General features: G+C 60.4%; 24 protein-coding genes and 2 pseudogenes. 14 read left to right on the top strand and 12 right to left on the bottom strand.

From position 1 onward, the window contains the following. Nucleotides 1-36 precede the first annotated feature (36 nt). From GFU70_RS11720 to GFU70_RS11710, 3 genes are all read left to right on the top strand, one after another. Nucleotides 37-3,465, top strand: coding sequence for a beta-ketoacyl synthase N-terminal-like domain-containing protein (locus GFU70_RS11720; RefSeq protein ID WP_153388080.1), 3,429 nt, complete (start codon nucleotides 37-39; stop codon nucleotides 3,463-3,465). Between the two features lie 57 nt (nucleotides 3,466-3,522). Then, the gene (locus GFU70_RS11715; RefSeq protein ID WP_058545424.1) at nucleotides 3,523-3,993 is read left to right on the top strand and encodes an SRPBCC family protein; all 471 of its coding nucleotides are present in this window, start codon (nucleotides 3,523-3,525) and stop codon (nucleotides 3,991-3,993) included. 85 nt (nucleotides 3,994-4,078) lie between these two features. Then, a complete protein-coding gene (locus GFU70_RS11710) occupies nucleotides 4,079-4,777 on the top strand; it encodes an outer membrane protein (protein WP_153388079.1) in 699 nt (232 codons plus the stop codon). Nucleotides 4,778-4,849: 72 nt separating this feature from the next. Here the strand turns inward: GFU70_RS11710 and GFU70_RS11705 are convergent. Next, a pseudogene (locus GFU70_RS11705) lies at nucleotides 4,850-4,951 on the bottom strand (DNA-binding response regulator); the annotation flags it as partial. A gap of 22 nt (nucleotides 4,952-4,973) precedes the next feature. Then, nucleotides 4,974-5,816 carry a hypothetical protein gene (locus GFU70_RS11700; protein WP_153388078.1) on the bottom strand — a complete coding sequence of 281 codons (843 nt, stop codon included), beginning with the start codon at nucleotides 5,814-5,816 and terminating at the stop codon, nucleotides 4,974-4,976. A 102-nt stretch (nucleotides 5,817-5,918) separates the two neighbouring features. On the opposite strand from GFU70_RS11700, the gene GFU70_RS11695 reads away from it, so the two are divergent. Together GFU70_RS11695 and GFU70_RS11690 are read left to right on the top strand one after the other, a co-directional pair. Beyond that, the gene (locus GFU70_RS11695) at nucleotides 5,919-6,347 is read left to right on the top strand and encodes a DUF1810 domain-containing protein (RefSeq protein WP_116642448.1); all 429 of its coding nucleotides are present in this window, start codon (nucleotides 5,919-5,921) and stop codon (nucleotides 6,345-6,347) included. Between the two features lie 166 nt (nucleotides 6,348-6,513). Beyond that, nucleotides 6,514-7,302 (top strand): DNA polymerase beta superfamily protein, encoded by a 789-nt coding sequence (locus GFU70_RS11690; protein WP_153388077.1) that lies wholly within the window; start codon nucleotides 6,514-6,516, stop codon nucleotides 7,300-7,302. A gap of 51 nt (nucleotides 7,303-7,353) precedes the next feature. Here the strand turns inward: GFU70_RS11690 and GFU70_RS11685 are convergent. The 7 genes and pseudogenes from GFU70_RS11685 to GFU70_RS11655 form a co-directional block, all read right to left on the bottom strand. Next, nucleotides 7,354-7,452, bottom strand: a pseudogene (locus GFU70_RS11685) (GNAT family N-acetyltransferase); the annotation flags it as partial. A 666-nt stretch (nucleotides 7,453-8,118) separates the two neighbouring features. Continuing rightward, nucleotides 8,119-9,654, bottom strand: coding sequence for an IS66 family transposase (gene tnpC / locus GFU70_RS11680; protein ID WP_153388076.1), 1,536 nt, complete (start codon nucleotides 9,652-9,654; stop codon nucleotides 8,119-8,121). A 63-nt stretch (nucleotides 9,655-9,717) separates the two neighbouring features. Beyond that, nucleotides 9,718-10,053, bottom strand: coding sequence for an IS66 family insertion sequence element accessory protein TnpB (gene tnpB, locus GFU70_RS11675; RefSeq protein WP_153388075.1), 336 nt, complete (start codon nucleotides 10,051-10,053; stop codon nucleotides 9,718-9,720). Continuing rightward, nucleotides 10,050-10,370 (bottom strand): IS66-like element accessory protein TnpA, encoded by a 321-nt coding sequence (gene tnpA / locus GFU70_RS11670; protein WP_153388074.1) that lies wholly within the window; start codon nucleotides 10,368-10,370, stop codon nucleotides 10,050-10,052. The genes tnpB and tnpA overlap by 4 nt, the downstream gene beginning before the upstream one ends. Nucleotides 10,371-10,642: 272 nt before the next feature. Beyond that, nucleotides 10,643-11,887: a saccharopine dehydrogenase family protein gene (locus GFU70_RS11665; RefSeq protein ID WP_058545448.1), complete on the bottom strand. Its 1,245-nt coding sequence runs from the start codon at nucleotides 11,885-11,887 to the stop codon at nucleotides 10,643-10,645. A gap of 25 nt (nucleotides 11,888-11,912) precedes the next feature. After that, on the bottom strand, nucleotides 11,913-13,010 hold the full coding sequence (locus GFU70_RS11660) for a carboxynorspermidine decarboxylase (protein ID WP_058545429.1): 1,098 nt from the start codon (nucleotides 13,008-13,010) through the stop codon (nucleotides 11,913-11,915). A 254-nt stretch (nucleotides 13,011-13,264) separates the two neighbouring features. After that, complete coding sequence (locus GFU70_RS11655; protein ID WP_153388072.1) at nucleotides 13,265-14,200, bottom strand: Ppx/GppA family phosphatase; 936 nt, start codon at nucleotides 14,198-14,200, stop codon at nucleotides 13,265-13,267. Between the two features lie 291 nt (nucleotides 14,201-14,491). Here GFU70_RS11655 and GFU70_RS11650 point away from each other — a divergent pair, with 291 nt between their 5' ends. Genes GFU70_RS11650 through phnE (GFU70_RS11635) form a run of 4 tightly spaced genes read left to right on the top strand, consistent with a single transcriptional unit; the run spans nucleotide 14,492 to nucleotide 17,722 of the window. Next, a complete protein-coding gene (locus GFU70_RS11650; protein WP_116642451.1) occupies nucleotides 14,492-15,343 on the top strand; it encodes a putative selenate ABC transporter substrate-binding protein in 852 nt (283 codons plus the stop codon). Further along, the gene (locus GFU70_RS11645; protein WP_153388071.1) at nucleotides 15,340-16,137 is read left to right on the top strand and encodes a phosphonate ABC transporter ATP-binding protein; all 798 of its coding nucleotides are present in this window, start codon (nucleotides 15,340-15,342) and stop codon (nucleotides 16,135-16,137) included. Before GFU70_RS11650 ends, GFU70_RS11645 begins: the two co-directional genes overlap by 4 nt. Next, the gene (gene phnE, locus GFU70_RS11640) at nucleotides 16,131-16,958 is read left to right on the top strand and encodes a phosphonate ABC transporter, permease protein PhnE (protein ID WP_058545433.1); all 828 of its coding nucleotides are present in this window, start codon (nucleotides 16,131-16,133) and stop codon (nucleotides 16,956-16,958) included. The genes GFU70_RS11645 and phnE (GFU70_RS11640) overlap by 7 nt, the downstream gene beginning before the upstream one ends. Next, a complete protein-coding gene (gene phnE, locus GFU70_RS11635; protein ID WP_116642452.1) occupies nucleotides 16,955-17,722 on the top strand; it encodes a phosphonate ABC transporter, permease protein PhnE in 768 nt (255 codons plus the stop codon). The genes phnE (GFU70_RS11640) and phnE (GFU70_RS11635) overlap by 4 nt, the downstream gene beginning before the upstream one ends. 212 nt (nucleotides 17,723-17,934) lie before the next feature. Here phnE (GFU70_RS11635) and GFU70_RS11630 read toward each other — a convergent pair whose 3' ends face one another. Then, nucleotides 17,935-18,858: a LysR family transcriptional regulator gene (locus GFU70_RS11630; RefSeq protein WP_153388070.1), complete on the bottom strand. Its 924-nt coding sequence runs from the start codon at nucleotides 18,856-18,858 to the stop codon at nucleotides 17,935-17,937. 113 nt (nucleotides 18,859-18,971) lie between these two features. Between GFU70_RS11630 and GFU70_RS11625 the strand changes: the two genes are divergently transcribed. The 5 genes from GFU70_RS11625 to yghU all read left to right on the top strand — a co-directional run bounded on the left by GFU70_RS11625 (nucleotide 18,972) and on the right by yghU (nucleotide 23,804). After that, nucleotides 18,972-19,967 carry an aldo/keto reductase gene (locus GFU70_RS11625; protein ID WP_153388069.1) on the top strand — a complete coding sequence of 332 codons (996 nt, stop codon included), beginning with the start codon at nucleotides 18,972-18,974 and terminating at the stop codon, nucleotides 19,965-19,967. Nucleotides 19,968-20,056: 89 nt separating this feature from the next. Then, nucleotides 20,057-20,815, top strand: coding sequence for a substrate-binding periplasmic protein (locus tag GFU70_RS11620; RefSeq protein WP_058545437.1), 759 nt, complete (start codon nucleotides 20,057-20,059; stop codon nucleotides 20,813-20,815). A gap of 1 nt (nucleotide 20,816) precedes the next feature. Further along, nucleotides 20,817-22,160: a diguanylate cyclase gene (locus tag GFU70_RS11615; protein ID WP_116642455.1), complete on the top strand. Its 1,344-nt coding sequence runs from the start codon at nucleotides 20,817-20,819 to the stop codon at nucleotides 22,158-22,160. 26 nt (nucleotides 22,161-22,186) lie between these two features. Next, nucleotides 22,187-22,921: a substrate-binding periplasmic protein gene (locus GFU70_RS11610; RefSeq protein WP_058545439.1), complete on the top strand. Its 735-nt coding sequence runs from the start codon at nucleotides 22,187-22,189 to the stop codon at nucleotides 22,919-22,921. Nucleotides 22,922-22,964: 43 nt separating this feature from the next. Continuing rightward, nucleotides 22,965-23,804, top strand: coding sequence for a glutathione-dependent disulfide-bond oxidoreductase (yghU, locus tag GFU70_RS11605; protein ID WP_058545440.1), 840 nt, complete (start codon nucleotides 22,965-22,967; stop codon nucleotides 23,802-23,804). 25 nt (nucleotides 23,805-23,829) lie between these two features. On the opposite strand, the gene GFU70_RS11600 is transcribed toward yghU, so the two are convergent. Both GFU70_RS11600 and GFU70_RS11595 read right to left on the bottom strand, forming a co-directional pair. Continuing rightward, the gene (locus GFU70_RS11600; RefSeq protein WP_153388068.1) at nucleotides 23,830-25,356 is read right to left on the bottom strand and encodes an FAD-dependent oxidoreductase; all 1,527 of its coding nucleotides are present in this window, start codon (nucleotides 25,354-25,356) and stop codon (nucleotides 23,830-23,832) included. 214 nt (nucleotides 25,357-25,570) lie between these two features. Beyond that, nucleotides 25,571-26,824 carry a hypothetical protein gene (locus GFU70_RS11595; RefSeq protein ID WP_226921110.1) on the bottom strand — a complete coding sequence of 418 codons (1,254 nt, stop codon included), beginning with the start codon at nucleotides 26,822-26,824 and terminating at the stop codon, nucleotides 25,571-25,573. Between the last annotated feature and the right edge of the window lie 169 nt (nucleotides 26,825-26,993).

Raw genomic sequence — 26,993 nt, 5'->3', positions numbered from 1 at the left:
AGGTCACCCCGCATTTTGGCGATCAGGGAGACAGGTATGAGTGGCGCAGTCACAACAAAGGGCGATTTTTGCTTCAGCGCAATGGCGGGCGAGTTTCCAGGAGCGCCGTCCACGGATGCGCTCTGGCAGTTGCTCTCGCAAGGGCAGATCGCACCGATCGAATCAATGCCGACACGCTGGGAACTGGACAAGGCGTCGATCTATTCAACCAAGGCCGGCGAGAAGGACCGCACGTACCTGGACAGCGCTTTTTGCCTGACCGATGACGACTCGACTCCGTCACGACACGAAGGGCGACAGGTCGCCATCGGCAAGAAAGTGCTCCAGACGCTGCTCACCCAACTGGCCGGACAAGGCTCGGCGCTGAGCAGGGAGCGCACCGCGCTGGTGGTCGCGACGTCCTGGAGTGACGAGAGCTATTTCGTCACCGGCGTCTCTGGAAAAACCGACGCACCGGCGGGCTTTACACCGGGTGAACAAGTGGCGGAACTGGCGGCGGCCTTTGCCTTGGGTGGGCCGGCGTTATCGGTTGACACCGCATGCAGTTCGTTCCCCTATGCCCTGGATATGGCCCAGGCGCTGGTCAACAGTGGCCAGGCGGACAACGCGATCGTCATGGCCATCAACACCGTGCTGCCACCGGCGCTGTTCCTGGGGTTCTCGCAGTTGACGGCTTTTTCCGCCCGCGCCCGCATGGAAGCGTTCGGCCAGGACGCCGACGGCATCGTGCCAGGCGAATGTGCCGTGGCCTTTCTGGTCGAACCGCTCGCCCAGGCCCTGACGGCGCAGCGGCGTCCCCTGGGCGTGCTGCGCGCCTTGGGCATGTCCGCCGACGGCGCCGAAGGCTCGGTGTTTGCACCTGGCAAACAGGCCCAGTACTCGGCCTACCAACGTGCCTATCGCGGCCTTGACCCACGCGATGTGGATTACATCGAGACCCACGGCACCGGTACACCGCTGGGGGACGCAACGGAGCTGGCCTCGCTGAACAGCTTCTTCGCCCCCCATCGCCCGGACGGCAAGCCAATCACCATCGGTTCGATCAAATCGGTCATCGGCCATCCCCTGGCCGCTGCCGGCGGTGCTTCGCTCGCCAAGGCCTTGATGATACTGCGCCATAAAGGCATCCCCCCGCAGCCCGGTTACCGCCCCAGTACCAAGGTCGACGAAACCTGCCTACGACTCGCCACCCAGCAGGTACGTGCCCTGGAGGATCATCCTTGCGCAATCCGGATTGGCATCTCCAGTTTTGGTTTCGGCGGTGCCAACGCGCACTTGGTGGTGGATGAATACATTCCCGACAACCACCCTGCCACGCCCCCGGCCACCCCGGCGAGCGCCAGCGGCGTGGTGATGCTGGACCTTGCCATTGTCGAGGCTGAAGCAGCGCTGGGCAGCCACCGTTCCTTGCAGTCATTCCAGCAGCAACTCGATCAACCCGCGGCACCTTCGGTCATGTTCCCTTATGGGCGCTTCGTTGATTACACCCCGGCGCCCGGTCAACCGTTGCTGGGGAAATTCCTCGCACAAGACCACGTCATCGATATCGATGGTTTCGGCATGGGGCCCAAGCCATTGGCTCATGTCGACCCGTTCAAGCTGTTGATCACCGATCGCGTCAATCACTTGCTGCAACGTTTGCCAGGCGTGGCCGGTTCGCCCGGCACCGCGATGGTCATGTGCTGCAACATGGGTGGCGAGCGTTTCAGCAATGCCTATAGCAGCGCCCACAACTTTTACTCCCGGGCGCAAGGTACGGCACCGGGCGTCGAGGTGACGGACGTGGCAACCATGCTGCCGAACATGTTGTCCGGCTATCCGGCGCAGATTTTTGACTTCAAGGGTTTCCATCAGACCCTGGTCGGCACGGCTGGCCTGTTCTGGCAAACCTTGCTGGCTTCGCCGCAGTGGTTCAACGACGGCATCACCACCTTGCTGCTCGGCGCAGGGCGTTTTGTCAGCGGTGAAATCGAGGTCGAGCGCGCCCGGTGCAGCACGATCACGCAAGGTGAAGGACTGGGGCTGATCGCGCTGCGTCGTTACCAACCGGATGCCGCTGACAAACCCTTGCTGGTGATTCGCGCGGCGGTCCTCGCCCACGCTGCCGGTTCGTTGGAAGAGGCTTGCCGACGACTGGGCAAAGCGCCGAGCGACTATCCGAACGTTGATGTCTGCGAGTTGCAGCCTGCTGCGACGCCGGCCAGCGGATCATTGCAGGAGATGACCGGTTTCCTGGCTGAAGCCAGTGGCATAGAGACCCTGTTGGCGGTGATGTTGAAGGGCGCGACCCACACCGTGATCGAGGTGCGCGACGCAGGCAAGACGGTGATGTGGCTGTTCACCGAGAAGTTTCGCCAATGGCGCCCGTCAGCAGCCGAGGCCAGCCCGCCCATCAAGCATCCCTTCATGTTGCGCTTTGCCCATTCGTCATCCCACGAACTGCAGCAGGTCATCACGCCTGCCCGGCCTGTCAGCCTGGTCCGCGAACCGCAGAACGATGGCGTCGACGTGCAGCAACTCAGCGACATGCTCACCAGCACCCTGCTGTCCGGGCTGCGGGTGCGGGTTCGCGCCATCGAAAGCCTGTTCGCCCTGCACCATGGCAACGCCACCCAGCGCCCGACGCACTGGCAGCGCCGGGCAGAGCATGTCGTGATCGCCAACGTCCAGCGCGGCCCACAGTCGTTGCACGCCCAGCTCGTGGTGGATGAAGCGCACCCGTACTTCTTCGATCATCCCCTGGATCACGTCCCGGGCATTCTGCTGCTCGAGGGCGTAATGCAACTGATCGAACTGGCAATGCCCCCCCTGAGCGGACGGGTCGCCTACATCAAGAGCCTGACGATCAAGTTCCAGCACTACGTGCAGAAGCAAGGCGTGATCGATCTGCATGTCGAGCAAGGCCAGGATCCCCAGGTGTTCAATGCGAAGGTCATGCAGGCCGGGAAAGTGATGTGTACCTGCGTCCTCGGGATGGCCTACAGCTCGGCGTTCGAGACATCGCCAGCCGGCGAATTCAACGCCACGCCCTGCCGTAACAAGGCGCTGTTGCACAAGGCCAGGGAGGAGAACGTCATCGTCAGTGACATGAGCGGCGTCGCCCAGGGCCTGAGCGTGGACACCGTGAAACTGCCGCCGGAACACTTCTTCCAGGCCGGTGATCCCGAGCACTATTCGATGGTGTATTTCCTCGAAGTCGCTCGCCAGTGCTACATGCAGATCGCCCACAGCCATCTGCGGATTCCACTCAATACCCCGATGAATCTGTTGGCCTTGAGCTTCACCCTGGATCGCCCCATCCCCAGGAACAGCCCGCTGTCATTGGCGCCACAAGCCGGTTTTGATGCGTCGCCCCAGGCATTCAAGACCAACCGCATCTATATCGACCTGTTCAACCGGGGCGAAAAAATCGGTCAAGCGAGCATTACCGCCCAGGTGCTGAGCCAATCCGCACCGGCGGCCTGAGCATTGAATGGACCTGCCCTCCAGCATGACCGTGCCCCCCACAACCAAGGTGTCGCCATGAACGATGTCAAAGTGCAAGTCATAGTCAAATCGCCCCCTTCTGAAATCTGGAAGATCTGGAGCAATTTTGCAGAAGCGCCGCTATGGGATACCGACGTTCGCCAGTGTCAACTCGACGGCCCTTTCCAGGCGGGGACACGCGGCAAATGTGTGCTCAAGAATGGCTTGAACATGCCACTGAAACTGGAAGCCGTGAGCCTGCACGAAAGCTATCGCAACAGCGCACGGCTGCTTTGGATCGACCTCGAGTTCGACCATCAGATGCGCAGGCTTTCTGCCGATGAAACCCATGTCATCCACAGCGCGAAAATTTCCGGGCCGTTGAGTTTCCTGTATCGCGGGCTGCTGCGCAAAGCATTGACCGCAGCCATGACTACCGCACTGGACAACCTGTGCACGCTGGCCGAACAACGGGCCATCGGCGTCCCGGGGCACGCGAAAACCGCGACACCTTTGCACCTCGTGTGAATACCTCCCGCAAGCACGCGTGTTGAACGCGTCTTCCCGGACTCGCTTCGCTTACTTATCGATAACAGCACATTTCGGATCCAGCATGAATCTACAGAAAAACACCCAATATCTGCTCATGACAATCGTTGGCCTGGGGGCTATTGCCCCAGCATCGAGTTTCGCCGACAACCTCGGCCCCTATGTCAGTGGCATGGGCGGCGTGAACTGGGTCGCTAAGCAGGACCTGACCCAGAACAACGACGATTTCGTCCAGATGGAATTCAATCAACCGCTGCACTCGGGCTACGCCACCGGGCTGGCACTGGGCTGGCGGTTTCCGGTCGGGCTACGGCCCGAAGTGGAACTGAGCTACCGCCGCAACACCCTGGACCAGTTCAATAACCGGATCTACGAGGGCGGAAGCAGCATCGAGGGCAAAGGCGAAGAGCAAGCCAGCAGCCTGATGGCCAACCTCTGGTATGACATCCCGAACCTGCCTGCCCCCTTGAGCCGTTTCACGCCTTATGTGGGCGGAGGCCTGGGCTACGCGGTGCTGACCATCAAGGACCTGGAAGCGGGTGGCGTCGAGTTCGGCGGCACCCATCGCGACACCGTCTCGGCCTGGCAACTCGGTGCTGGCGTCGCTTACGAGCTGAACGAGCATTGGTCCATGTCCCTGGATTACCGCTACTTCAAGACCGGCGAAGCGAACTTCGGCAAAATCCAGGGCCTGCCCCAGGCCGACGTGGAAACCGAATACAACGCCCAGTCCTTGATGCTCGGCCTGCGGTACTGGCTGTAAGCGCCAGCCGGATCGGCGCCTGGCTTGGCCAGGCGTCGATTTTTCATCCCGGCTAACGCAAAGTACGTGGCGTCCTGCTTGTTCGATCATTGCCTCAGGTATCAGGCGTTCCAGTAACAGCGTCATCCCTTCTCGGAACAGCGGGTGTTCGTCTGCCACGATGATCCGACACATCTTTTGGCCCGAAACGCGTCGTTCATCGCGCCTCGTACTGCATCTTGACGACTTCACTGATTCTCTGCGCAACGCCATTGGCCGGCGGTCTGACAGATCGGATCGGCTGACCACGGTAGGGGCCGTCCGCGGGAAACCAGTTCTGGACAACGACGACGTTTTTCGGCTGCGTGGCCGAAGCCGAGCCCGTGGAAATTTCATTGGTGAACTTGCAGGTATCAAACGTACCGAGGGCCGTCTTGATCGTTTCACGACCGTTATAAGTCAGCTTCTCGACGACATCGAACTCGACCGTTGCCCCAGCGCTCACCGCTTTGTTTTTGTAGCTGACGGTGACGGTCTGCCCAGGTTGCAGATCAATCGGTGTGGAAGCGGGAGGCTGGTAGATAGTGGTCACCAACGACGCTCCGGCGCCATGGCGATCACCGTAACGAACCAGCCGACCATCCTTGATCTCGGCGAAGGTTGTCGTCAGAAAGAACGGCGCATTATTCAAGAACGATGTGTGCGCCGAAGCCACCGGATTGGCGTCGGCAAATGCCTCACGCCCCAACGTCTCGGTTTTGCCGCGACTGATGGCCGACGACAGGTTGTCGCGGCTTTCGTACTCCACCACTGTCCCGGCCTGAAAGTCCGCTTCGTTGGTGCAAGCTGCAGAAGACGTTGCACTGGCGGTCGAGGCCGACGCATCGGCGATAAAAGAACCCCAGCCACTGACGGCAAGGGTCGAGGCGGTGAACGCCGTTGCCAGGCGTTTGCGCCAAGCCGGATTGACGTTGGACTTTCTGGCAGGTGTACTTTTCAAAAAACAGATCCTTGTCCCGATGTGCTCGTTGCGATCGATCAAAAAACCGATAACGCTCATAGGTTAGGGACGAGTGCCAAGCGGCGCTATAGCGCAAGTGTGCTATAGGCTTTGCTCTTGTCTGGTTCATTCTTCAGCCTTGGAACCCTATCGGAGGCTCCCATGACCGAATCACTGGAGCGTTTTATCCAGGCGCAAGCGTCTACCTATGAGCACGCCTTGCTTGAACTGCGGCGTGGCCGCAAGGAAGGCCACTGGATGTGGTTCATCTTTCCCCAATTACGCGGCCTGGGTGTCAGTGAGAACGCCACCTACTATGGCCTGCGCGGCATTGACGAGGCGCGTGACTATTGGCAGCACCCGCTTCTGGGACCGCGACTCGAGCGTGCGACTCGTGCGGTACTGGACTCTGGAGTCGCTTTGGAGAAACTCCTCGGGTCCATCGATGCCATGAAGTTCGCGTCCTGCATGACGCTTTTTGCAGCGGCCGCGGGCGAGCATTCCGTGTACGCCCAGGTGCTGGGTGGTGGGGTGCGTGTCGACTCAAGAACACTTGAGATACTTAAGAAGCAAGAGAGAAAACATGTCTAATTACGAAACATGGACGTTGATGGTACAGGTGGCCGCGGCCTTGGTGGCCCTACTGTCGATGTACCTTGTCGTTCGCCAATTGGTCATGGAACGACCCCCTGCTTTAGAATCACACCGTCACAAATGGTGTTAGTGCACGCAAAATTCATCTGATTAGAGTGAGCTTATGGTTTCCGTAGCTGTTCGGGAAGAAGTTCAAGATCGTCTCCGCCGTGCTGAGAATGAACATGAGGTGAAGATCCTGCTCGCCGTAGAGTCGGGCAGTCGCGCCTGGGGATTCGCATCCCCCAATAGCGACTACGACGCGCGCTTCATCTATGTCAACAAACCTGAGTGGTATCTTTCGGTTGGCCTTGAAGAACAGCGCGACGTCATCGAGTACCCTATCATCGATGACATGGACATCAATGGCTGGGATCTGCGCAAGGCCTTGAGGCTTTTCTGGAAGTCAAATCCGGGGTTTGTCGAGTGGGTGCAGTCCACCATCATCTACGAACACTCCGGCTCCTTCCACGAGCGTGCCAAGGCGTTGCTGCCGCAGGTGTACTCGGTTGAAAGCGGTATCTACCATTATCGCAGCATGGCAAAAACCAATTACCGGGGGTACTTGCAGGCCGCTGAAGTACCGCTGAAAAAATACTTCTACGTACTGCGACCATTGCTATCGGTACGGTGGCTGGAGCGCTTTGATCAACCCGCCCCCATCGAGTTTGACAAGCTGCGCGAAGTCATCGACGGCGAGCCCGGGTTGCACCTTGCCATCGATGACTTGCTTGCAATCAAGCGCGCCTCACCAGAAATGGGGCTTTCGCCGCAGATCATGCCGATTCAGAAATTCATTGAGCGGGAACTGAATAGACTCGAGGACATCAAGCCGACCCGTAGCGAGCGTAAGGAAGTAGAGCCGTTACTGTCGGAACTGTTTCGCTCGGTACTGAAGGAAACGTGGGGATAACCTAAGGCTTTGGCTTTATCGAAAGTCGCTTGGACGGATTTAAAACGTACAGTCGATCTGCGACTCGAACCATTCACGGTTTTGGATTTCGAAGGCCAGCAGCGCTTCGGCGTCGGTATTCCCCAGCTCGCGAATCCTGAATGGTTTCACTGATTGTTTCTCCTGGGGCTCGAAGCGCAATCGTAAGGTCGAGTGATCGTTCATGGCGAGGGTTTCTGCTTGAGCGGTCTTGTGTTGAGTCTGCTGCGCAGCCCAGCGGGGATGAATCCCCTCGCCACAAGGTTATTCATTTGTAAGTGTCCGGCTAACACACCTTGCGTAGTCGAACGGACGCTAGCCCGGTATCCTTCATCCCAATCACGGTTACCGACTCTGAGGGCGCATTTTGGCAATATCCATCTATTACACTGCTTGGCGAAAGGCCCCGCTCAGCTCGAACGAGGTAACCGTTATTGAGGAGATTGTTCGTCGCTACTGTGTAGACGATCAAATCGAACGATTCTTCTCCCTCGGCTCTGGCCTAAATTGGGAGTCATTCGATTTCTCAACAAACCTGGAGCCGAGTCGTTTTCTAAAGAAGGGCCTCGTGTTTTCGGGCGCCACTAAGCTCCCTGATAACCAAGAAGACGCATCATGGGTTGGCATACAACATTGGTGTAAGTGCTTATCGGACATTCGTATCGCGGTGTCTGGTTGCGAATGGAATGTTGCGGTCGAAGACCATGAAATGCAGTGGGATGCGGTAGTCAACTCGTATGACCCGACACGATAAGAAAGGGGTGTTCCGTAAGCGCACGCCAACTCACCTTGCGTAATTCAGGCCGGCACCCACTGATGCGGTAGCAGTTGGCCGATCTCACTGGCCCGTTGTGTCGGCAGCCGCGTCAGCACATCTTTGAGATAGGCATACGGATCATGCCCATTCATGCGCGCCGACTGGATCAGGCTCATGATCACCGCCGCCCGTTTGCCACTGCGCAGCGACCCGGCAAACAACCAGTTCGAGCGTCCGAGTGCCCATGGCCGTATCTGGTTCTCGACCTGGTTGTTGTCGATGGGCACAGCCCCATCGTCCAGGTAGCGCGTCAGCGCTACCCAGCGTTTCAGGCTGTAGTCGAGGGCTTTGGCCGTGGCTGATCCATTGGGTACCAGGTCGCGCTGGGCCAACATCCAGTCATGCAGTGTTTTGCTGATCGGTACCGCCATTTCCTGACGTATTCGCCAACGGTCTTCATTGCTCATGTCCCGAGCCTGGCGTTCAACCTCGTACAAACCGCCAATCGAGTGCAGCGCCTGTTCGGCCAACTGGCTTTTGTTCGCGACATGCAGGTCGAAGAACTTGCGGCGGGCATGAGCCATGCAGCCGATCTCAGTGATGCCTTTCTCAAAACCGGCTTTGTAGCCAGCGAAGTCATCGCAGACCAGCTTGCCGTTCCAGTCGCCCAAAAAGTTGCGTGCGTGTTCGCCGGCACGGCTTGGACTGAAGTCGTAAACCACTGCGTTGAGCGTCGAAAACGGCGTCGTGCTGTAGGCCCAGACGTAGGCCCGGTGGGTTTTCTTCTCGCCTGGCGCGAGCATTTGTACCGGTGTTTCATCGGCGTGAATCACGCCCTGGTTTAGCACCGCTTCACGCAGTGCATCGACCAGTGGCTGGAGTCGCACACCGGTTTGTCCGACCCACTGGGCCAGGGTCGAGCGAGCAATTGCCAACCCGGCGCGGGCAAAGATTATCTCCTGCCGGTACAGCGGCAAGTGATCGGCAAATTTGGCCACCATCACGTGGGCCAGCAAGCCTGCAGTCGGGATACCTTTGTCGATAACCTGGGCCGGCACCGGCGCCTGGATCAGTGTTTCGCACTGACGACAGGCCCATTTGCCACGCACATGTTGCTCGACGGTAAACACGCCCGGTGTGTAATCCAGCCTCTCGCTGACGTCTTCACCGATGCGTTGAAGTTTGCAGCCACAGGCACACTGGGTGTTTTCGGGTTCGTGGCGAATCACCGTGCGCGGAAACTGCGGCGGCAATGGTGCACGCTTGGGAGATTGCCGTGGTTCGGCCGGTGGCGCAGCTGGGAGGAGCTGTTTTAGCTCGGCCTCAATTGCTTCAAGGTCTGTGTCGAGCAGGTCATCTAGCAAGCTGCCTTGCGCCGGGCTGATTTGCTCGCTGCGCTTGGCGAACTTGTGGCGTTTGAGAAGGGCGATTTCGTAAGTGAGCTGCTCGATGATGCTTCCATCGTTCTGAATCTTCTTGCTCATCACCTCGATCTGGGACTGCAACTGCAACGCTTGCGCCGCCAAAGCACGTAGCTGTTTCGGGGTCATCTGGTCGAGGTTGGGCGAAGACGTCATGCCGTTGATTGTGCCAGAGCCGGCACGGGACGGCGACAAGTAGACCGGCCAAATGGCCGGCGTTTACAGCACAGTAATCGCACCGCCTGCGCCGACACGCTGCCAGGGCAGGCCCAGTACCAAGGCCTGAAGCTGTTCGCTGTCGAGTTCGACCTCAGCTCCATGGCGAACGCCCGGCCAGTGGAACTTGCCCTGATTCAGTCGCCGTGCTGCAAGCCAGATACCCACGCCATCATGCACCAGCACCTTCATCCGGTTGGCCCGGCGATTGGCGAAGAGGTAAGCGCAGTGCGGCTTCGCCGCACCGAACACCGCGATCACCCGGGCCAATGCTGTCTCCGTGCCGGCGCGCATATCCATCGGTTCGGTGGCCAGCCAGATCGCATCAATACGGATCATTGAGCGACAGTCCGAATAAACTGCGCGCAGCCCTCAGGATCTGAGGTTGGCCACTTCACCGTGATCACTTGCCCGGCCATGGGTAACTCAATGATCACCAACGTTTCCGCTGGCCGTTTAGGAGCAGCCTTCAGCGGGACAAAGGCTGGTAGCGAGTTTGGGGCGAGTTGGTCTCGATAGAGCGGCATCCATTTGCGGATGACGTTGGCGTTGATGCCGTGACTGATGGCGACACTGGACACGGTTGCGCCAGGTTGCAGGCATTCCTGAACGACTTGGGCTTTGAATGGTTTCGGATAAGAGCTTCGTTGGCGCATGGAAATCCTGGCGATAAGGGTGATCGCGTCCGCTTAAATAGACGCGGACACCATCGCCCTTAATGCTGGAGTTCGGAAGGTGACTTGGCCGGACGCTTACATTCATTTGACGCGGGCATAAACGAAAAATGCTCCGTACCTTTCGATACGGAGCATTTCTTCAAGACTCTCACTGATTGCCAGGTATTCACGCCTGGTTCAATCGCCTGCAGAATTCAGATGGACTCTGCAGTTCCTATCGGGGAGTCGGAACGGAACCTGCCTGGCGTCCTTCAGGCGCTTTGGTTCCAGGGACGGTCTCCATGCTCGTCCTTGATGCGCGTCGGCAAGCCCATCACATCCAACGCCTCGAGGAACGCCTCGGCAGGCAGCTCCTCGACGTTGACCATGCGCTGCACGTCCCACTCGCCACGGGCCACCAGCAAGGCTGCGGCCACCGGTGGCACGCCTGCGGTATAGGAAATGCCCTGGCTGTCGGTTTCGGCGTAGGCGTCCTCGTGGTCGGCCACGTTGTAGATGAACATCTCGCGCGGCTGGCCATCCTTGACGCCCTTGACCAGGTCGCCGATGCAGGTCTTGCCGGTATAGCCCGGCGCCAGCGAACTTGGGTCAGGCAGCACGGCCTTGACCACTTTCAGCGGCACGACTTCCAGGCCCTCGGCGGTCTTGACCGGTTGCTCGGAGAGCAGGCCGAGGTTCCTCAGTACGGTGAACACGTTGATGTAGTGCTCGCCGAAGCTCATCCAGAAACGCACGTTGGGCACGTCGAGGTTCTTCGACAGCGAGTGCACTTCGTCGTGGCCGGTCAGGTACAGGTTCTGCGAGCCTACGACCGGCAGGTCGTCGGTGCGCTTGACCTCGAACATGGTGTTGCTGGTCCACTGGCTGTCCTGCCAGCTCCACACCTGTCCGGTGAATTCGCGGAAATTGATTTCCGGGTCGAAATTGGTGGCGAAATATTTGCCATGGGAGCCGGCATTGACGTCGAGAATGTCGATCGAATCAATGCGGTCGAAATGCTGTTGCTGCGCCAGTGCCGCATAGGCATTGACAACACCCGGGTCGAAGCCCACGCCGAGAATGGCGGTGATGTTCTTGTCCTGGCACTCCTGGAGGTGGTTCCACTCGTAGTTGCCGTACCAGGGCGGCGTCTCGCAGACCTTGCCCGGTTCTTCGTGGATGGCGGTGTCCAGGTAGGCCACGTCGGTATCGATGCAGGCACGCAGCACCGACATGTTGAGAAAGGCAGAGCCGACGTTGATGACGATCTGCGACTCGGTTTCGCGAATCAGCGACTTGGTCGCTTCGACATCCAGAGCGTTCAGTGCAAAGGCCTTGATGTCGGCGGGTTGCTTGAGGCTACCCTTGGCCTTGACGCTGTCGATGATGGCCTGGCATTTGGAGATGTTGCGCGACGCGATAGCAATACGACCGAGTTCGTCGTTGTGCTGCGCGCACTTGTGGGCCACCACCTTGGCGACACCTCCTGCACCAATGATAAGTACGTTCTTCTTCAATTTCTTCATTTCTCCTTCCGCCAGCTCAAGACAGGCTGGACAGATAGTCGTCGTAAACAAACTCGCGAACCACCTCGACACTGCCGTCGAGCTGCTTCACTACGATGGACGGCATTTTCAGGCCGTTGAACCAGTTTTTCTTGACCATGGTGTAGCCTGCTGCGTCGATGAACGACAGCCGATCGCCGATGGACAGCGGACGATCGAATTGGTACTCGCCGAAAATGTCTCCGGCCAGGCAGGATTTGCCGCACACCATGTAGGTGTGTTCGCCCTCGCTTGGTGCCAGCTTGGCGTCCAGTCGATAGATCAGCAAATCGAGCATGTGCGCCTCGATGGAGCTGTCCACCACGGCCAGGTGCTTGCCGTTGTAGAGCGTGTCGAGCACGGTGACTTCCAGCGACGCGCTCTGGGTGATCGCGGCCTCGCCCGGCTCCAGGTAGACCTGCACGCCGTATTTTTGCGAGAAGGCCTTGAGCCGTGCGCAGAAGGCGTCCAGGGCATAGCCCTCGCCGGTGAAGTGAATGCCGCCACCGAGGCTGACCCACTCGACCTTATGCAACAAGTGACCAAAGCGCTCTTCGATAGTGCCCAGCATCTGGTCGAACAAACCGAAATCGCCGTTCTCGCAGTTGTTGTGGAACATGAAGCCGGAGATATGCTCGATGACTTGCTCGATTTTCACCGGATCCCATTCGCCCAGGCGGCTGAACGGCCGCGCCGGGTCGGCCAGCAGGTAATCGGAGCTGCTCACTTGCGGGTTGACCCGCAGGCCGCGGACCTTGCCGGCCGACGCTTCGGTGTAGCGCTGCAACTGGCCGATGGAGTTGAAGATGATCTTGTCGCAGTTGGCGAGCATCTCCTCGATCTCATCGTCGGCCCAGGCGACGCTGTAGGCGTGGGTTTCGCCAGCGAACTTCTGCCGGCCGAGCTTGAGCTCATAGAGCGACGACGATGTGGTGCCGTCCATGTACTGCTGCATCAGGTCGAACACCGACCAGGTGGCGAAGCACTTGAGCGCCAGCAAGGCCTTGGCCCCGGACTGCTCACGCACATAGGCGATCTTCTGCATGTTCGCCAGCAGCTTTTGTTTGTCGATGAGGTAGTACGGCGTTTTGATCATTTTCGAGGCCTCCGGGCAAGGCGAGCCAAAAAAGGATGCGCATTGTGCCTTCACTGACTGCATATCGAAAGAGCGAAAAGCCCCGTTCACGCAATCACCCTCATCCGGGCCCACGCTTTGCGATAACCGGACGTGCCTGCTGCCCAGGCGATGAAATGCCAGATGATCGGGTCAAGAAGGGGTCACCGAAGAGGCGCTGATGCTCGACATTGAGCCGTCGCTGATGAATGACGATGGGCAACAACGGTCCGTGATCAGTGCTGATGCATCAGGCCATGCAGAACGCCGAACCTCAGGCCCGCCTCGGAAGCAATCATGTGCGAGACACCGAAGACCTTGAATGCCGCCAGCATGATCGACAGGCCACCGGGCAGGATGCCCAGGCGATGGCTTTGCAAACCGGCCAGTCTGAGCTGGTCGACATGGCCGACTTCCAGCAACCGCAGCGACAAACGCAACAATCCACTGTAGGTAATACCGCCTTTACCCAAGTCGTTGAGGCCGTTGGCCTTGAGCACTTTGGCCAACATCCGCGCCGTACCGGAAGAACCGATCGCCTGCTGCCAGCCATGGGCGCGATAACCCACCGCCACTTTTTCAAACTGCAAGACCGCCACGCGCTCAGCCTCCAGCAAGGCCTGGGCAGTGATGCATCCACCCGGAAAGTAACGCGCGCCAAAGGTACCGCTGCCGATGGCAATGCTTTGCGTCAGCAGCGGTTGAGCGCCCTGCCCCAGAATCAGCTCGGTCGAGCCGCCACCAATGTCCACCACCAATCGCGTCTGCTCGACACCGGGCACCGTATGGGCCACGCCGGCATACACCAGCCGGGCCTCTTCATGCCCGGACAGCACGTCGATCCGGAACCCCAGGTGCCGTTCGGCACTGGCCAGGAACAACTGGGCATTCGCCGCTTCGCGTACGGCGCTGGTCGCCACCGCCCGCACCCTTGCAGCTTCAAAGCCACGCAGCTTTTTACCGAATCGGGCGAGGGCCTGCCAGCCCCGATCCAGCGCCAGTTCGTCCAATGCCCCGGCCTGCAGGCCTTCGGCCAATCGAACAGGCTCACGCAGGGTTTTCACTTCCTGGATCACCAGGCGTCGATTGCGCTTGACCGACTGGCCGATCATCAAGCGGAAGGCGTTGGAGCCCAGGTCAATGGCCGCGAACAGGGGGGCGTCGCCTTTCATAGCGGTGTTCCTTGATTCATCAGCCAGCAGGCACAGGCGCTGCCGGACTTACCACGATGGTTTGCGAAGATCCTGCCATGGCTTCGATGACACCTGGATGACACGCCCTGGGCATTGCCCTGGAAACCGTTATCGCGGGCAGGCTCGCCCCCCCACAAGGGGTTTGGGTGAGTTCAAGGCCAGAAACGGTTAATATCGCTCTCCTTCGTCTACCCTCACAGAGCGGCGTACCGCCCTCCGTGTGGGCGTGATGCTTCACCCTTCCTTGCCTTCCTGTTCCGGAGATCTTCCATGCTCAAGCGTTCCCTCGCATTGGCCGTCGGCGTTACCCTGTCTTTTTGCAGCTTGCTGAGCCAGGCCGCCGACACCTTGAAAGTCAGTGCGATTCCCGATGAGGCCCCGACCGAACTGCTGCGCAAGTTCAAGCCGCTGGGTGCCTACCTGGAACAGCAAACCGGCATGAAAGTCGAGTTCGTACCCGTCAGCGACTACCCCGCCGTGGTCGAGGCATTGGCCACCGACCGGATCGACATGGCCTGGCTGGGTGGCTTCACCTTCGTGCAGGCACGCCTGAAAACCGGCAACGCCATCCCCCTCGTCCAGCGTGAACAGGACGCCCAGTTCACCAGTAAATTCATCACCGCCGACCCGGCCGTCAAATCCCTCGCCGACCTCAAGGGCAAGACCTTTGCCTTCGGTTCGGTGTCGTCGACGTCCGGCAGCCTCATGCCGCGCTACTTCATGCTCAAGGACGGTATCAAGCCGGAAAGCTACTTCAGTCGCGTGGGCTACTCGGGCGCCCATGACGCCACCGTCGCCTGGGTCCAGGCCGGCAAGGTGGACGCCGGCGTGCTGAACGCCAGTGTCTGGGAAAAACTGGTCGCTGCCGGCAAGGTCGACACGACCAAGGTCAAGGTCTTCGCCACCACCCCAGCCTACTTCGATTACAACTGGACGGTGCGCGGAACGCTCGACCCAGCGCTGGCGGCCAAGATAAAGGCGGCCTTCCTGGCACTCGACCCGGCCAACCCGAAGGACAAGGAAATCCTCGATCTGCAGGCCGCCAGTCGCTTCATCGAAACCAAGCCTGAGAACTACAAGGGCATCGAGGAAGCCGCACGCGCCGCCGAACTGCTCAAATGACCCTGCAACTGACCCAGGTCAGCGTTACCCATGCCAACGGTGTCCAGGCGCTGCGGGGCATCGACCTGCGCATCGGCGCCGGCGAACAGGTCGCTATCATCGGCCCCTCTGGCGCGGGCAAGTCGAGCCTGCTCAACCTGCTGGCCACCGCCCTGCGTCCGGGTCACGGCGAACTGCAGTTGCTCGGCGAACGCGCCTGGCAACTGTCTGCCCGCCAGCGTCAGCGCCTGCGCGCGCGCATCGGCCTGATCCACCAATCGCCGCCGCTGCCGCCACGTCAACGCGTGGTCACGGCTGTCCTGGCCGGAAAGCTCGGTCAGTGGGGCATCGGCAAAAGCCTGTTGAACCTGCTGCATCCACTGGATATTCCAGGCGCCAGGGCAGCGTTGGCCCGGCTGGACCTGGGCGACAAATTGTTCGCGCAATGCCAGCAGCTGTCCGGCGGACAGCTGCAACGCGTCGGCATTGCCAGGGTGTTGTACCAGGCGCCAGAGGTACTGCTGGCCGATGAACCGGTTTCGGCCATGGACCCGGTATTGGCCCAGCACACGCTTTCGGTGCTTTGCCAGCATGCCCGGGAGCACAACGTCACCCTGGTCGCCAGCCTGCACGCGGTGGAACTGGCCTTGGCACACTTTTCCCGGGTCATCGGCCTGCGCGATGGACAGATCCTGTTCGACCTGCCAACCGACGCGGTAGACCGTCAATTGCTCGATACCCTCTATGCCAACGAACAGCTACAGTCTTCGCCAACGCCCCCTTCTTCCTTGAGCGTGCAGATCCCGCGATGCTGACACGCGATACCCGAGACCCCGCCACCCGCCCGCGCCTGCTGCTCAGCCTGCTGGCCCTTGTGCTGCTGTGGCCGGGCATCCAGTTCAGCGAACTGGACCTTAGCGTGCTGGTGGCGAGCGACAGCCAGAGTGAAATGGGCCGGTTTGTAGCGGCCTTCTGGCCTCCCGCCCATGGCGACGAATTTGTCGAACTGCTGTGGCAAGCCACCTTGCAGACGCTGGCGATCGCCACCGCCGGCATGGCCCTGGCGTTGCTGTTGGCGGTGCCCGCGAGCCTGCTGGCCAGCCGCGCCCTGTCGTTGTCGGCGGCCTCCCGTGCCGGGCACCCGGGCTATTGGGGTCAACTGCTGCGCTGGCCGGTGCGCGGCCTGCTGATCTTCCTGCGCAGCGTCCCGGAAATCGTCTGGGCCTTGCTCTTCGTCCGCGCCGTCGGGCTCGGGCCCACGGCTGGCGTACTGGCGATCGCCATTACCTACAGCGGCATGCTGGGCAAGGTCTACGCGGAAATCTACGAGTCGGTCGACCAGCGTCCGGCCCATGCCCTCTTGCAGTCCGGCAGCAGCCGGCTCACCGCTTTCTGCTATGGGATCCTGCCCAATGTCGCGGCGGAACTGTTGTCGTACACGGTGTATCGCTGGGAATGCGCCATCCGCGCCTCGGTGGTGATGGGCTTCGTCGGTGCCGGGGGCCTGGGTCAGCAAATGGACCTGTCGCTGCGAATGTTCGCCGGCGGTGAAGTGGCCAGCCTGCTGCTGACGTTCCTGGTGCTGGTGTTGCTCGCCGATCAACTCAGCCGCCTGCTGCGCTGGAGGCTGGCATGAATCGGTTGATCAACGCGGTCATTGCCCTGTGCATCGGTGCGGCAGTCGTCGCCTCGTTCGTCTACCTGGGCATCGACCTGGGCGAGCTCGGCGACAGCGGCAACCTGCACCAGATGGGCGCTTATGCGCAGCGTTTTCTCAGCCCGGACCTGAGCCCGGGCCATCTGAAGGCGATCGGCCATGGCGCCCTGGAAACCCTCGCCATGTCGGCCCTTGGCACCCTGCTCGCGGCCCTCTTCGGCCTGCTATTGGCCTTGCCTGCGGCCGGGCGCTTCGGCTGGCCCCTGCACAGCGCTTCGCGGCTGGTGCTCAATGCCTTGCGCGCGGTTCCAGAACTGGTGTGGGCGGCGCTGATGGTCCTCGCCGCCGGGCTCGGCCCCAATGCCGGCACCCTGGCCTTGGCCCTGCACACCACCGGCGTGCTCGGCCGGCTGTTCGCCGAAGCCCTGGAAAACACCCCCTCCGAACCGGCCGACGCCATCCGCCTGCAAGGTGGCAATGCGGTATTGGCGTTCTGCTACGGCACGCTGCCCAACCTCTTGCCCCAGCTATTGGCCTATATCCTGTACCGCTGGGAAAACAACATCCGCATGGCCAGCGTGCTCGGCTTCGTCGGCGCCGGGGGCTTGGGGCAAATGCTCTACGTCAGCCTCAGCCTGTTCCAGGAAGCTCAGGGCAGCACGGTGATCCTGGCGATGCTGTTGCTGGTTTTGGCAGTCGATACGTTGAGCGGTTGGAGTCGCCAGCGTTGGGTCAAGGCTTGAGATCCTGGGCAAACACCCACCTACTGGCTCTCTGTAGGAGCTGGCGAAGCCTGCGATCTTTTGATCTTTTGATCTTGATCTTGATCTTGATCTTGATCTTTCGCTTGGGATTCAAGTGTCTTTGGAAAGATCGCAGCCTCGTTGCACTCGACAGCTCCTACACAGCTCCTACGTAGCTCCTGCATAGCTCCTGCGTAGCTCCTACGCAGCGCCTACGCCTTCTCCATCAGCGTCCGCTGGGCGTCAGCCTCTTCCTGCAACAGCTCGATCACCCAGTCGATAAACACCCGAACCCTGGGCGACAGCTGTCGATGGGGCGGGTACACCGCTGAGATCGGCCACGTTGGCACGTTGTAATCCTCAAGTACCTGAACCAGCCGGCCCTCGGCCAACTGCTGTTGCACGTGGTAACGCGGCGCCTGGATCAAGCCGAATCCCGCTTCGCAGGCCGTCACATAGGCGTCGGCATTGTTGACGTTCAAGTCACTGGGCAGTTGCATTTCGCGAACCCGCCCCGCCACCTCGAGTTCGAACGGAAAGAACCGCCCATTGCCGGACGCAAACCCGATGGCCCGATGTGCCGTCAAATCCTCCAGCCGCCCGGGCGTGCCGGCGCGGGCCAGATAACCAGGGCTGGCGCACGTCAGTTGATGCAGGCGCACGATAGGACGCGCCACCAGCGCCTGGTCGACGACGTTGCCGGCGCGGATTGCACAATCCACACCCTCGCGCTGCAGATGGACCTGGCGGTCGTGAAAGCCGATGTCCAGCTGCAATGCCGGGTAGCGGCGATAGAAATCCGCCAGGCGCGGCACGATCCAGGTGCAACCAAAGGCGATGGGCATGTCCACTTTCAAGGTGCCGCGCGGCTGGCTGCGTTGCGCCGACAACGAACTTTCCAGGTCATCGAGGTCGTCCAGCAACTGGCCACTGCGCTGGTAATACGCTTGGCCATCGAGCGTTGCGCGCACCTGCCGGGTGGTGCGTTGCAACAGTTGCACGCCCAGATGGGCTTCCAACTGCTGGATCAGCAAGCTGACGGTGGCCCGCGGCAGCCCAAGGTCATCGGCCGCCTTGCCAAAACCGCCCAGTTCAACGATGCGCCGGAACACCTGCATGGCCTGTAGTCGGTCCAATCTTGCGCCTCACTATTTAGATATCACGAATAGTTAAACCAATAATCATGGATTTATCCAGAAAACCGCTTGATAGAGACTGCACAGGTCGTTCATTTCCAGGAGCTATCAGCATGAAGACTCGCCAACTCGGCCATCGCGGCCCTCACGTTTCCTCCATCGGCCTGGGCTGCATGGGCATGTCGGATTTCTACACCACAGGCGTTGACGAGCGAGAAGCGATTGCCACGCTGCACCGCGCCGTGGAATTGGGCGTGACGCTGTTCGACACCGCCGACATGTACGGCCCGCATACCAACGAAGAACTGCTCGGACGGGCCCTGCGTGGCAAGCGCGAAAGCCTGTACCTGGCGAGCAAGTTCGGCCTGGTGCGCAGCAGCGATCCCCACGCCCGCGGCGTCAATGGCCGCCCCGACTACGTCCGGCAATCTGTCGATGGCAGCCTCAAGCGCCTCGACACCGATTACCTGGACCTCTACTACCAGCACCGCATCGACCCGCAAGTACCCGTCGAAGAAACCATCGGCGCCATGGCCGAGCTGGTCAAGGCCGGCAAGGTCCGCCACATCGGGATCTCGGAAGCCAGCGCCGAGACCATCCAGCGGGCTCACGCCGTGCATCCCCTGGCGGCGGTACAAAGCGAATACTCGCTGTGGTCCCGCGACCCCGAACACAATGGCGTGCTCGCGACCTGCCAACGCCTGGGCATTGCATTCGTCGCCTACAGCCCCTTGGGCCGGGGCTTTTTGACCGGCGAGTTGAAATCGCCGGAAGACTTCGCCGCCGATGACTATCGCCGCTTCAACCCGCGCTTCCAGGCCGACAACTTCACTCGCAACCTGGCGCTGGTAGAGCGGGTCAAGGCATTGGCCTTGGACAAGGGCATCAGCGCCTCACAACTGGCCCTGGGTTGGGTGTTGGCCCAGGGTGACCATGTCATCCCGATCCCGGGCACCAAGCAGCGCAAGTACCTGGAAAGCAACGTGGCAGCGGCTTCGGTGGTGGTGAGCGCTGACGAGTTGGCGCAACTGGATGGGATTTTCGCAGGCGAAGGTGCAGTGGCGGGCGACCGATACCAGGCGCACACGATGACGCTGTTGAACGGTTGATATTCAAGCAGGCGCCAGCACAGCCGATAACCCTATCAATAATAGCTCCCAGACCTCTGGGTTCTGCCAGTTGCATAGGGTAATGATCGATGGGTTTGCCTCTCAATCGCCTGCTGATGTGGGGCGTCCTGATGTTCCTCGCTGCAAGCGCTTGCGCGGCAGAGGCGCAACTGCGCATCGTGACCGAGGAACTGCCGCCCTACAACATGACGCAGAACGGCCAAATGACCGGCATGAGCACCGAGGTGGTCCGGGCCGTGCTCAAGGAGGTCGGCATGGACGCGCCTATCCAGTCCATGCCGTGGGCCCGCGCCTACGAACTGGCGCTCAATGAAAGCAACGTGTTGATCTATTCGATCGTCCGCACGCCTGCACGCGAATCGCTTTTCCAGTGGGTCGGCAGCATCGGCCCGACGCAGTGGTACCTCTACTCGCTGGCCAACCGGCCGGTGAAACTCGACACGCTGGCCGATGCCCACGGTCACCAGATCGCCACCGTCAACCAGGACGTGGGCGAGCAATACCTGGTCTCGAAGGGCTTTCGCATCGGCGAAGAACTGCAGTCGAGCACCAAGTACGAACACAACTACCGCAAGCTCAAGGTCGATCATGTGGAGCTGTGGATTTCCAATGAGCTCAACGCGTTGTACCTCACGCGCCAGAATGGCGAAGACCCGGACAAGTTGCTGGTCCGCTCGCTGGCGCTGCCCGAACTGAGCAGCGCCGACGGCTTGAGCATGGCGTTCAGCCGCAATACGCCCGCCGATACGGTGGCGAAGTTCCGTGCTGGCCTGGAGACCATCCGACGCAATGGCGTCTACGATGCCATCCTGCGCAAATGGCTATGACATGGATGCCAATTTTCGTACGGCGTCCTCCTTACAACCACAGACCAAGGCGTTCAGCTCCCTGGGACGCCGCCTGGTGCTGGCAACGCTGTTGTTCTGCCTGCTCTTTACCCTGGCGATGGTCACCTGGCGTACCTGGTTGGCCTGGGAAAACAACCTGGCGGAAATGAATTCGGAGCTGGCCCTGATCGACCAGGTGTTCCAGAACACCCTGGCCCATGCCATTTGGGAACTGGACCGTGAATCCCTCGACCAGCAAATCACCAGCGTCGCCATGGCAGCGCCCGTGGGACGCCTGGTGTTGAACATCCTGCGTCCCGGGCAAGCGCCTGAAGTCATCGAACTCAATCGATACGCCGTCGATCAATCCGGCGTGGTGCCGGTGCTGCACCGCGAGCTCATCGCACAGCCCTACGCCGGGGCCCATGAAAAAGTCGGCGAGCTGACCATCGAAGGCGACAACAACCTGCTTTGGGAACGCCTCTGGGACGAAGCACGCAGCATCGTCATCACCCAGCTCATCCAGTCCTTGCTGCTGGCCGGGTTGATCATGACCGTGTTCAACCGCCTGGTGACCGTGCATGTGGTGCACATCGCCCGGCACCTGGGCGAACTGGTGCCGCAAACCCTCAAGCATCACCTCAAGCTGCAACGGGCGGTGCAGCGCCAGGACGAGCTGAGCCTGCTCGAATTCCAGGTCAATACACTCCAGGACAATCTGCGCGCCCATTTGGAGCGCCAGCACTCGGACGAACTGGCCCTTGCCGCCAGCCGCGACCAAATGGCCGAACTGGTCGAGGCCCGCACCGCAGAATTGAAGGCGGCCAACCAGGCCCTTGAAGCACTGTCACGTCACGATGATTTGACGGGGCTGGCCAACCGTCGCTATTTCGACGAGTTGAAGGACATCGAGTTTCGCCGGGCGATCCGCCACAAGACCCCGCTGGCCGTGCTCATGTGCGATGTGGATTTCTTCAAGATCTACAACGACACCTACGGCCACATGCAAGGCGACCTGTGCTTGAAGGAGATCGCCGAGACCCTGCGCAGCGTGTTCGGCCGCTCTGGCGAACTGACTGCGCGCGTCGGCGGCGAAGAGTTCGTCGTGGCCCTGCCCAACATCAACGCCGCCCAGGCCTGCGAGGCCGCCCAACGTTTTCGTACAAGCCTGGCCGAACGTGAACTGCCCCACAGCGGTTCCAAGGTATCGCCGTTTGTCACCGTGAGCATCGGCGTTGCCGAGCTGGACCCGGAAACCATGGACCATTTCGATCAACTGCTGCAACGCGCCGACCAGGCGCTGTACCGGGCCAAACACCAGGGGCGCGACTGCGTCGCCCTGTAAACCATCGCATGCCATGAGGTCTGTCTATGCACTATCGCCTGATACTCTGCTCGTGCTTGCTCCTCACCTCGATCAGCCTGCAAAGCCACGCCGAGGCGATCGAAGTCGTGACCGAAGATTCCCTCTATGCCTACCAGCGTGATGACAAGGTCGTCGGGCCGGGTATTCGCATCGCCGAAGAAACGTTGAGAGGCGCGCATCTGACCGACTACAGCCTGTCGCTGTACCCGTGGGCCCGGGCCTACGAAAAGGCCCTGCATGAGCCTAACGTGCTGATTTTCCCGTTGGACCGTACCCCGGCCCGCGAGCATTTGTTCAAATGGGTCGGGGAAATACACCGGGTGGCGAGCCGGCTCTACAAGATGCGCGACAGTGAAGGCATCACCGTCAACAACCTCGAGGACGCCAGGCAGTACAGCATCGGCGTGGTGCGAAACGACGCCAAGCAGATCTACCTGCAACAGCGTGGGTTTACCCGGCTGGTCAGCTCGGCCAACAACCACGACAACTTTCAAAAGCTGCTGAATCGCCAGGTCCAGCTGTTGCCGATGCCAGAGAACACCGCGCGCCTGCTGAGCAAGGATGCCCAAGTCGATTTCACTTCCCTGGAAGAGGTCTATACCCTCGACGAGCAACCCCACAGGGTCCACCTGGCGTTCAGCCTGAGCACGCCTGACGAAGTCGTCGCCAAGGCCCAGCGCGCTTTCGATCAGCTCAAGGCTTCCGGTGAAGTGGCGCGGATCATGAACGAACAGCGGTAGACTCTGGGGATCACACCACAAGCAAACGATGAGGTATGTCCCGATGAGCCAAGCGTCCTACGTTCCGCCCAAGGTCTGGAAAAACGACGCCCCGTCTGGCGGCCAGTTCGCCAGCATCAACCGCCCTGTCGCCGGGCCGACCCACGACAAAGCCTTGCCGGTTGGCAAACACCCGTTGCAGCTCTATTCCCTGGCCACGCCCAATGGCGTGAAGGTGACCATCCTGCTGGAGGAACTGCTGGCACAGGGTCATACGGGCGCGGAGTACGACGCCTGGCTGATCCGCATCAGCGAGGGTGACCAGTTCTCCAGCGGTTTTGTCGAGGTCAACCCCAACTCCAAGATCCCGGCCCTGCTGGACCGCAGCGTGGAACCTGCCATCCGTGTGTTCGAGTCCGGTTCGATCCTGCTGTACCTGGCGGAAAAATTCGGCGCCTTCCTGCCCACCGACCCGGCAGGCCGCACCGAAACACTGAACTGGCTGTTCTGGCAGATGGGCTCTGCGCCGTACCTGGGCGGTGGTTTCGGGCATTTCTACGCGTATGCGCCGGAGAAATTCGAATACCCGATCAATCGCTTCACCATGGAGGCCAAGCGTCAACTCGACGTACTGGATCGCCGCCTTGGCGAAAGCCAATACCTGGCAGGCGATGACTACACCATCGCCGACATTGCAGTCTGGCCCTGGTATGGCCAACTGGTGCGTAACAACGTGTACGGCGCCGCCGAATTCCTGAGTGCCCACGAATACACCCATGTGCAGCGCTGGGCCGAAGAGATCGCCAAGCGACCGGCCGTCCAGCGCGGGCAGCGGGTCAACCGCACGTGGGGGGATGAAGCGAGCCAGGTGCCGGAGCGGCATGAGGCTGGGGATCTGGGCTGAGGGCGAATCGCCAAACCTGGCGCGCTCAAGCCGGCAGTGTCAGGCCCCGGTCGCTGAAATACCGGCTCAACGTTGCCGCAGACGCTTGGGGATCCGCCAGGGCGACGTAGGTATCGGGACGCAGCAGATACGCGGCGTCCCGACACAACCCGGCTTTGTGATGCTCATCCTGCCAGGTGAACGTGTGCAGGGGGATCTGGTGCTGGCGGCTCCAGTCTTGCAGCTCCGCCCGGGCCTCACCGTAGACATGCACCTGCCAGCCGATGGATGCGAGCGGTTCGTAGTTGTCGGCGCCCGGCACCGGAACCCATGGCAAACGGTCACCGCCCAGCACGTCACCCGCCTTGCCGGCACTCAACGGGCTCTGGTGATAATTCAAGGTGGTTTGGGACACTATCCGGAACAGGTACTCGCGCACGTTCTCGCTTTTATAGGCAACGCTGGCAAAAAGCGGTGCGATGCGCGTGCGCACGAAGTCGGCAAAATTGCCTTGGGCGGTTGCAAAGGTGAACAGCCGGTCCGTCGTTTCCACCAGTTTTTGCGCAAACGCCTGGCGTTCGGCCTGGTAGCTGTCGAGTAACGTGTCGGGGGCCTGTCCCTTCACGACCGACGCCAGTTTCCAGGCCAGATTGATCGCGTCCAGGATGCCGGTGTTCATGCCTTGACCACCGGCCGGGCTGTGGACGTGCGCAGCGTCTCCCAGCAAAAACGCCCTGCCCCAGCGGAACTGATCCGTGACGCGATGATGGACCCGGTAAGTGGAAAACCAATTCACATGACTGATCCTGATGTTCAGGCCGTTGATCGCGTCATGGCCAACGTCCTCGAACGTCAGCGTCTCTGGATGTTCTGCACGCTCATCACGAACCGTCCCGATCAGGCGATATTGATCCGTTTCGCCATAGAAAAACGCCAACACGAATTCGGATTTATCAAAAGCGACATGGGCCTCATCCGCAGGCTCGAAACCGCTGGCAGACACGTCCGCCACGTAGAACAACTGCTTATAGGTGCCGCCCTCGAAACCGCTTCCCACCTGATGACGCACGAGCGAATGCGCGCCATCGCATCCTGCGAGGTAAGCGGCCGTCAGCGTTTCTTCGCGACCATCGGCGTGTTTCAAGCGCGCGGCAACGTGGTCGCCACGGTCCTCGAAGGACAGCAGTTCGGTCTGCCGCTCGACTTCGACGCCCAGGGCCTGAAGCTGCTCGACCAACAGCCGCTCATGACGATCCTGGGGGTATATGAGGACAAAAGGATAAGGCGATACATCCCCGCCAGCGTCCACCAGAGGAATCCGCGCCTTGCGTTTCCCCCGGGCCCACAGGTTCATGGCTGGGGTTTTGTACCCGGCCTCGATGACCGCACCGGCCATGCCGAGCTGGCGATACAGCTCAAGTGTGCGGGCCTGGACGGCCATGGCCCGCGAGGTTTCCCCCGGCCCGCGGCTCTTGTCGACAACCCTGACAGCAAGCCCCTGCCGGGTCAGCCATAAAGCCAGGACCAATCCAGTAGGGCCGGCTCCCACAACGAGAATGTCCGTTTGCGCCATGATCGTGCCTCTGGAGGAGTGATGACTCTGGAGGCACTTAATGATGGTCGAGGAAGGCCGAATGTCAACGGACGGCCGGCGGGCAGGCAAGGCACATCGTTCTGTGGCTACTGTGGGAGCGGGCTTGCTCGCGAAGGCGGTGGATCAGCTTGCACCGATGCTGAATATGCCGACGTCAATGTGAGCAAGCTCCCACCCGTTTTTCATCAGGTGTTCAGCGGTTGGCCTGCAGCTTATATCCATCACCCGCCGACGCCGGAGTCGTTTCATTGGCCAGCGCAAAAACACACTCATCCAGATATGGCCTGACATCCGCCCATTTCCTGCGATCGGCGATAAATCCCCTCAGTTTCTTGCCCGCATCCACGACATCCGGTTCATGGCCCATCAACATGATCCTGGCCACTGAACTGGCGTCATCGTCCTTGTGCTTGGCATGATCCTGCCGGGCATAAGAATGAAACTCTTCGATCCGCCCCAGCACAGCGTCGGCACCGCCCATGCACTTGTCACCCAGTACCTCTTCACGCCGCTGCGCATGCCCCCCGGCGAAACTGTCCTGGACAAGGTGAAGCAAGCTGCCAAACGCCACCTGGTTCACATTCGCCCGCAGCCATGGACGCCCGACCGCAAAAAGATCCTGTACGGTCTGCCCGTTATTGAAATGCTGTTCCCAACCTTCGATCTTGATGTCTTTCAAATAGGTATTGATGGGATAGGTTCCATCGGCAACACCCCAGGCAAACTCGGCCCACATCATGATTTCACGCTTGGTCTGCTCCGGCGTGGCGCCCTCTTGGGAAGCCATTGCATGCAAGAACTGCAGGTCGCCGAAATGCGAACGAGAAATGTAGTTCCCCGCCCCCATGAACGCCATCGGCTCAGAAGCACTTTTGCCCTCCGCTTTCTCGAAGAGATTTACCCAGCACCGAGTCTGCGAGATAAAGCCAACCGAATAACGTCCATTGCAGCCCTTGGTCTTGGCATCTTCCGCACCCGGCATGAACACCGGATCATCGTTCCAGCGAACCCCGGCAATGATGTAGGCGCCGGCATTTTCCAGATTGGGGTTGCTGCAATCCTGCCAGTCCCCGTCGCACCCATAGATCTTCTGCGTCAGCGCCTCATGGGCAGGATCGGAAAAATTATGCAGCGCAAAGCTGGCGAACGGCACCGTCGCCTTATAGGACACCCCGTACTTCTTGGCCATCTCCCGCTCAGCCAAGGTGCCATCCGGCGAGAGCTGAAAAGCGTTGGCCTGGCCGATGCAACCTAACAAAACACCCCAGGCAAATCCGGACATGGCTTTGTATGTATTCATGGATTGTCTCTGCAAAGGGCGATGACGGGCAGGTTCTCGTCTCGCACCTGAGGTTGTGGTGGGCGGAGTAAATGGCAAGACGCCATCGTCGATAGCATAGCGGGTGTCGCTTTGCCGTCCAGGCGTCATGGAGTTGATTTTTTTCATAGGCTTCTCCCGAGGCCTATACGAAAGTCGCTGATCAACAGGCGGAGTGAACCCCAACCAAAAGCCCCTGTGTGTGGCCCCCGCAAATAGCACAAGCTCACGCCCATACAAGCCCCCAGCCGTGACCGCGACAGAGAAAGAACTCCGCCCGCATACCTCGTACGCGTCT

The sequence above is a fragment of the Pseudomonas brassicacearum genome (assembly GCF_009601685.2).
Taxonomy (GTDB): domain Bacteria; phylum Pseudomonadota; class Gammaproteobacteria; order Pseudomonadales; family Pseudomonadaceae; genus Aquipseudomonas; species Aquipseudomonas kilonensis_B.
The sequence above is the reverse complement of the archived record's forward strand: the minus strand, read 5'-3'. Positions and strand labels throughout refer to the sequence as shown.

Coding starts and splice junctions, on each gene's coding strand:
- GFU70_RS11720 (WP_153388080.1), top strand. CDS start 37: ATGAGTGGCGCAGTCACAACAAAGGGCGATTTTTGCTTCAGCGCAATG.
- GFU70_RS11715 (WP_058545424.1), top strand. CDS start 3,523: ATGAACGATGTCAAAGTGCAAGTCATAGTCAAATCGCCCCCTTCTGAA.
- GFU70_RS11710 (WP_153388079.1), top strand. CDS start 4,079: ATGAATCTACAGAAAAACACCCAATATCTGCTCATGACAATCGTTGGC.
- GFU70_RS11700 (WP_153388078.1), bottom strand. CDS start 5,816: ATGAGCGTTATCGGTTTTTTGATCGATCGCAACGAGCACATCGGGACA.
- GFU70_RS11695 (WP_116642448.1), top strand. CDS start 5,919: ATGACCGAATCACTGGAGCGTTTTATCCAGGCGCAAGCGTCTACCTAT.
- GFU70_RS11690 (WP_153388077.1), top strand. CDS start 6,514: ATGGTTTCCGTAGCTGTTCGGGAAGAAGTTCAAGATCGTCTCCGCCGT.
- tnpC (WP_153388076.1), bottom strand. CDS start 9,654: ATGACGTCTTCGCCCAACCTCGACCAGATGACCCCGAAACAGCTACGT.
- tnpB (WP_153388075.1), bottom strand. CDS start 10,053: ATGATCCGTATTGATGCGATCTGGCTGGCCACCGAACCGATGGATATG.
- tnpA (WP_153388074.1), bottom strand. CDS start 10,370: ATGCGCCAACGAAGCTCTTATCCGAAACCATTCAAAGCCCAAGTCGTT.
- GFU70_RS11660 (WP_058545429.1), bottom strand. CDS start 13,010: ATGATCAAAACGCCGTACTACCTCATCGACAAACAAAAGCTGCTGGCG.
- GFU70_RS11655 (WP_153388072.1), bottom strand. CDS start 14,200: ATGAAAGGCGACGCCCCCCTGTTCGCGGCCATTGACCTGGGCTCCAAC.
- GFU70_RS11650 (WP_116642451.1), top strand. CDS start 14,492: ATGCTCAAGCGTTCCCTCGCATTGGCCGTCGGCGTTACCCTGTCTTTT.
- GFU70_RS11645 (WP_153388071.1), top strand. CDS start 15,340: ATGACCCTGCAACTGACCCAGGTCAGCGTTACCCATGCCAACGGTGTC.
- phnE (WP_058545433.1), top strand. CDS start 16,131: ATGCTGACACGCGATACCCGAGACCCCGCCACCCGCCCGCGCCTGCTG.
- phnE (WP_116642452.1), top strand. CDS start 16,955: ATGAATCGGTTGATCAACGCGGTCATTGCCCTGTGCATCGGTGCGGCA.
- GFU70_RS11625 (WP_153388069.1), top strand. CDS start 18,972: ATGAAGACTCGCCAACTCGGCCATCGCGGCCCTCACGTTTCCTCCATC.
- GFU70_RS11620 (WP_058545437.1), top strand. CDS start 20,057: ATGGGTTTGCCTCTCAATCGCCTGCTGATGTGGGGCGTCCTGATGTTC.
- GFU70_RS11615 (WP_116642455.1), top strand. CDS start 20,817: ATGGATGCCAATTTTCGTACGGCGTCCTCCTTACAACCACAGACCAAG.
- GFU70_RS11610 (WP_058545439.1), top strand. CDS start 22,187: ATGCACTATCGCCTGATACTCTGCTCGTGCTTGCTCCTCACCTCGATC.
- yghU (WP_058545440.1), top strand. CDS start 22,965: ATGAGCCAAGCGTCCTACGTTCCGCCCAAGGTCTGGAAAAACGACGCC.
- GFU70_RS11600 (WP_153388068.1), bottom strand. CDS start 25,356: ATGGCGCAAACGGACATTCTCGTTGTGGGAGCCGGCCCTACTGGATTG.
- GFU70_RS11595 (WP_226921110.1), bottom strand. CDS start 26,824: ATGAAAAAAATCAACTCCATGACGCCTGGACGGCAAAGCGACACCCGC.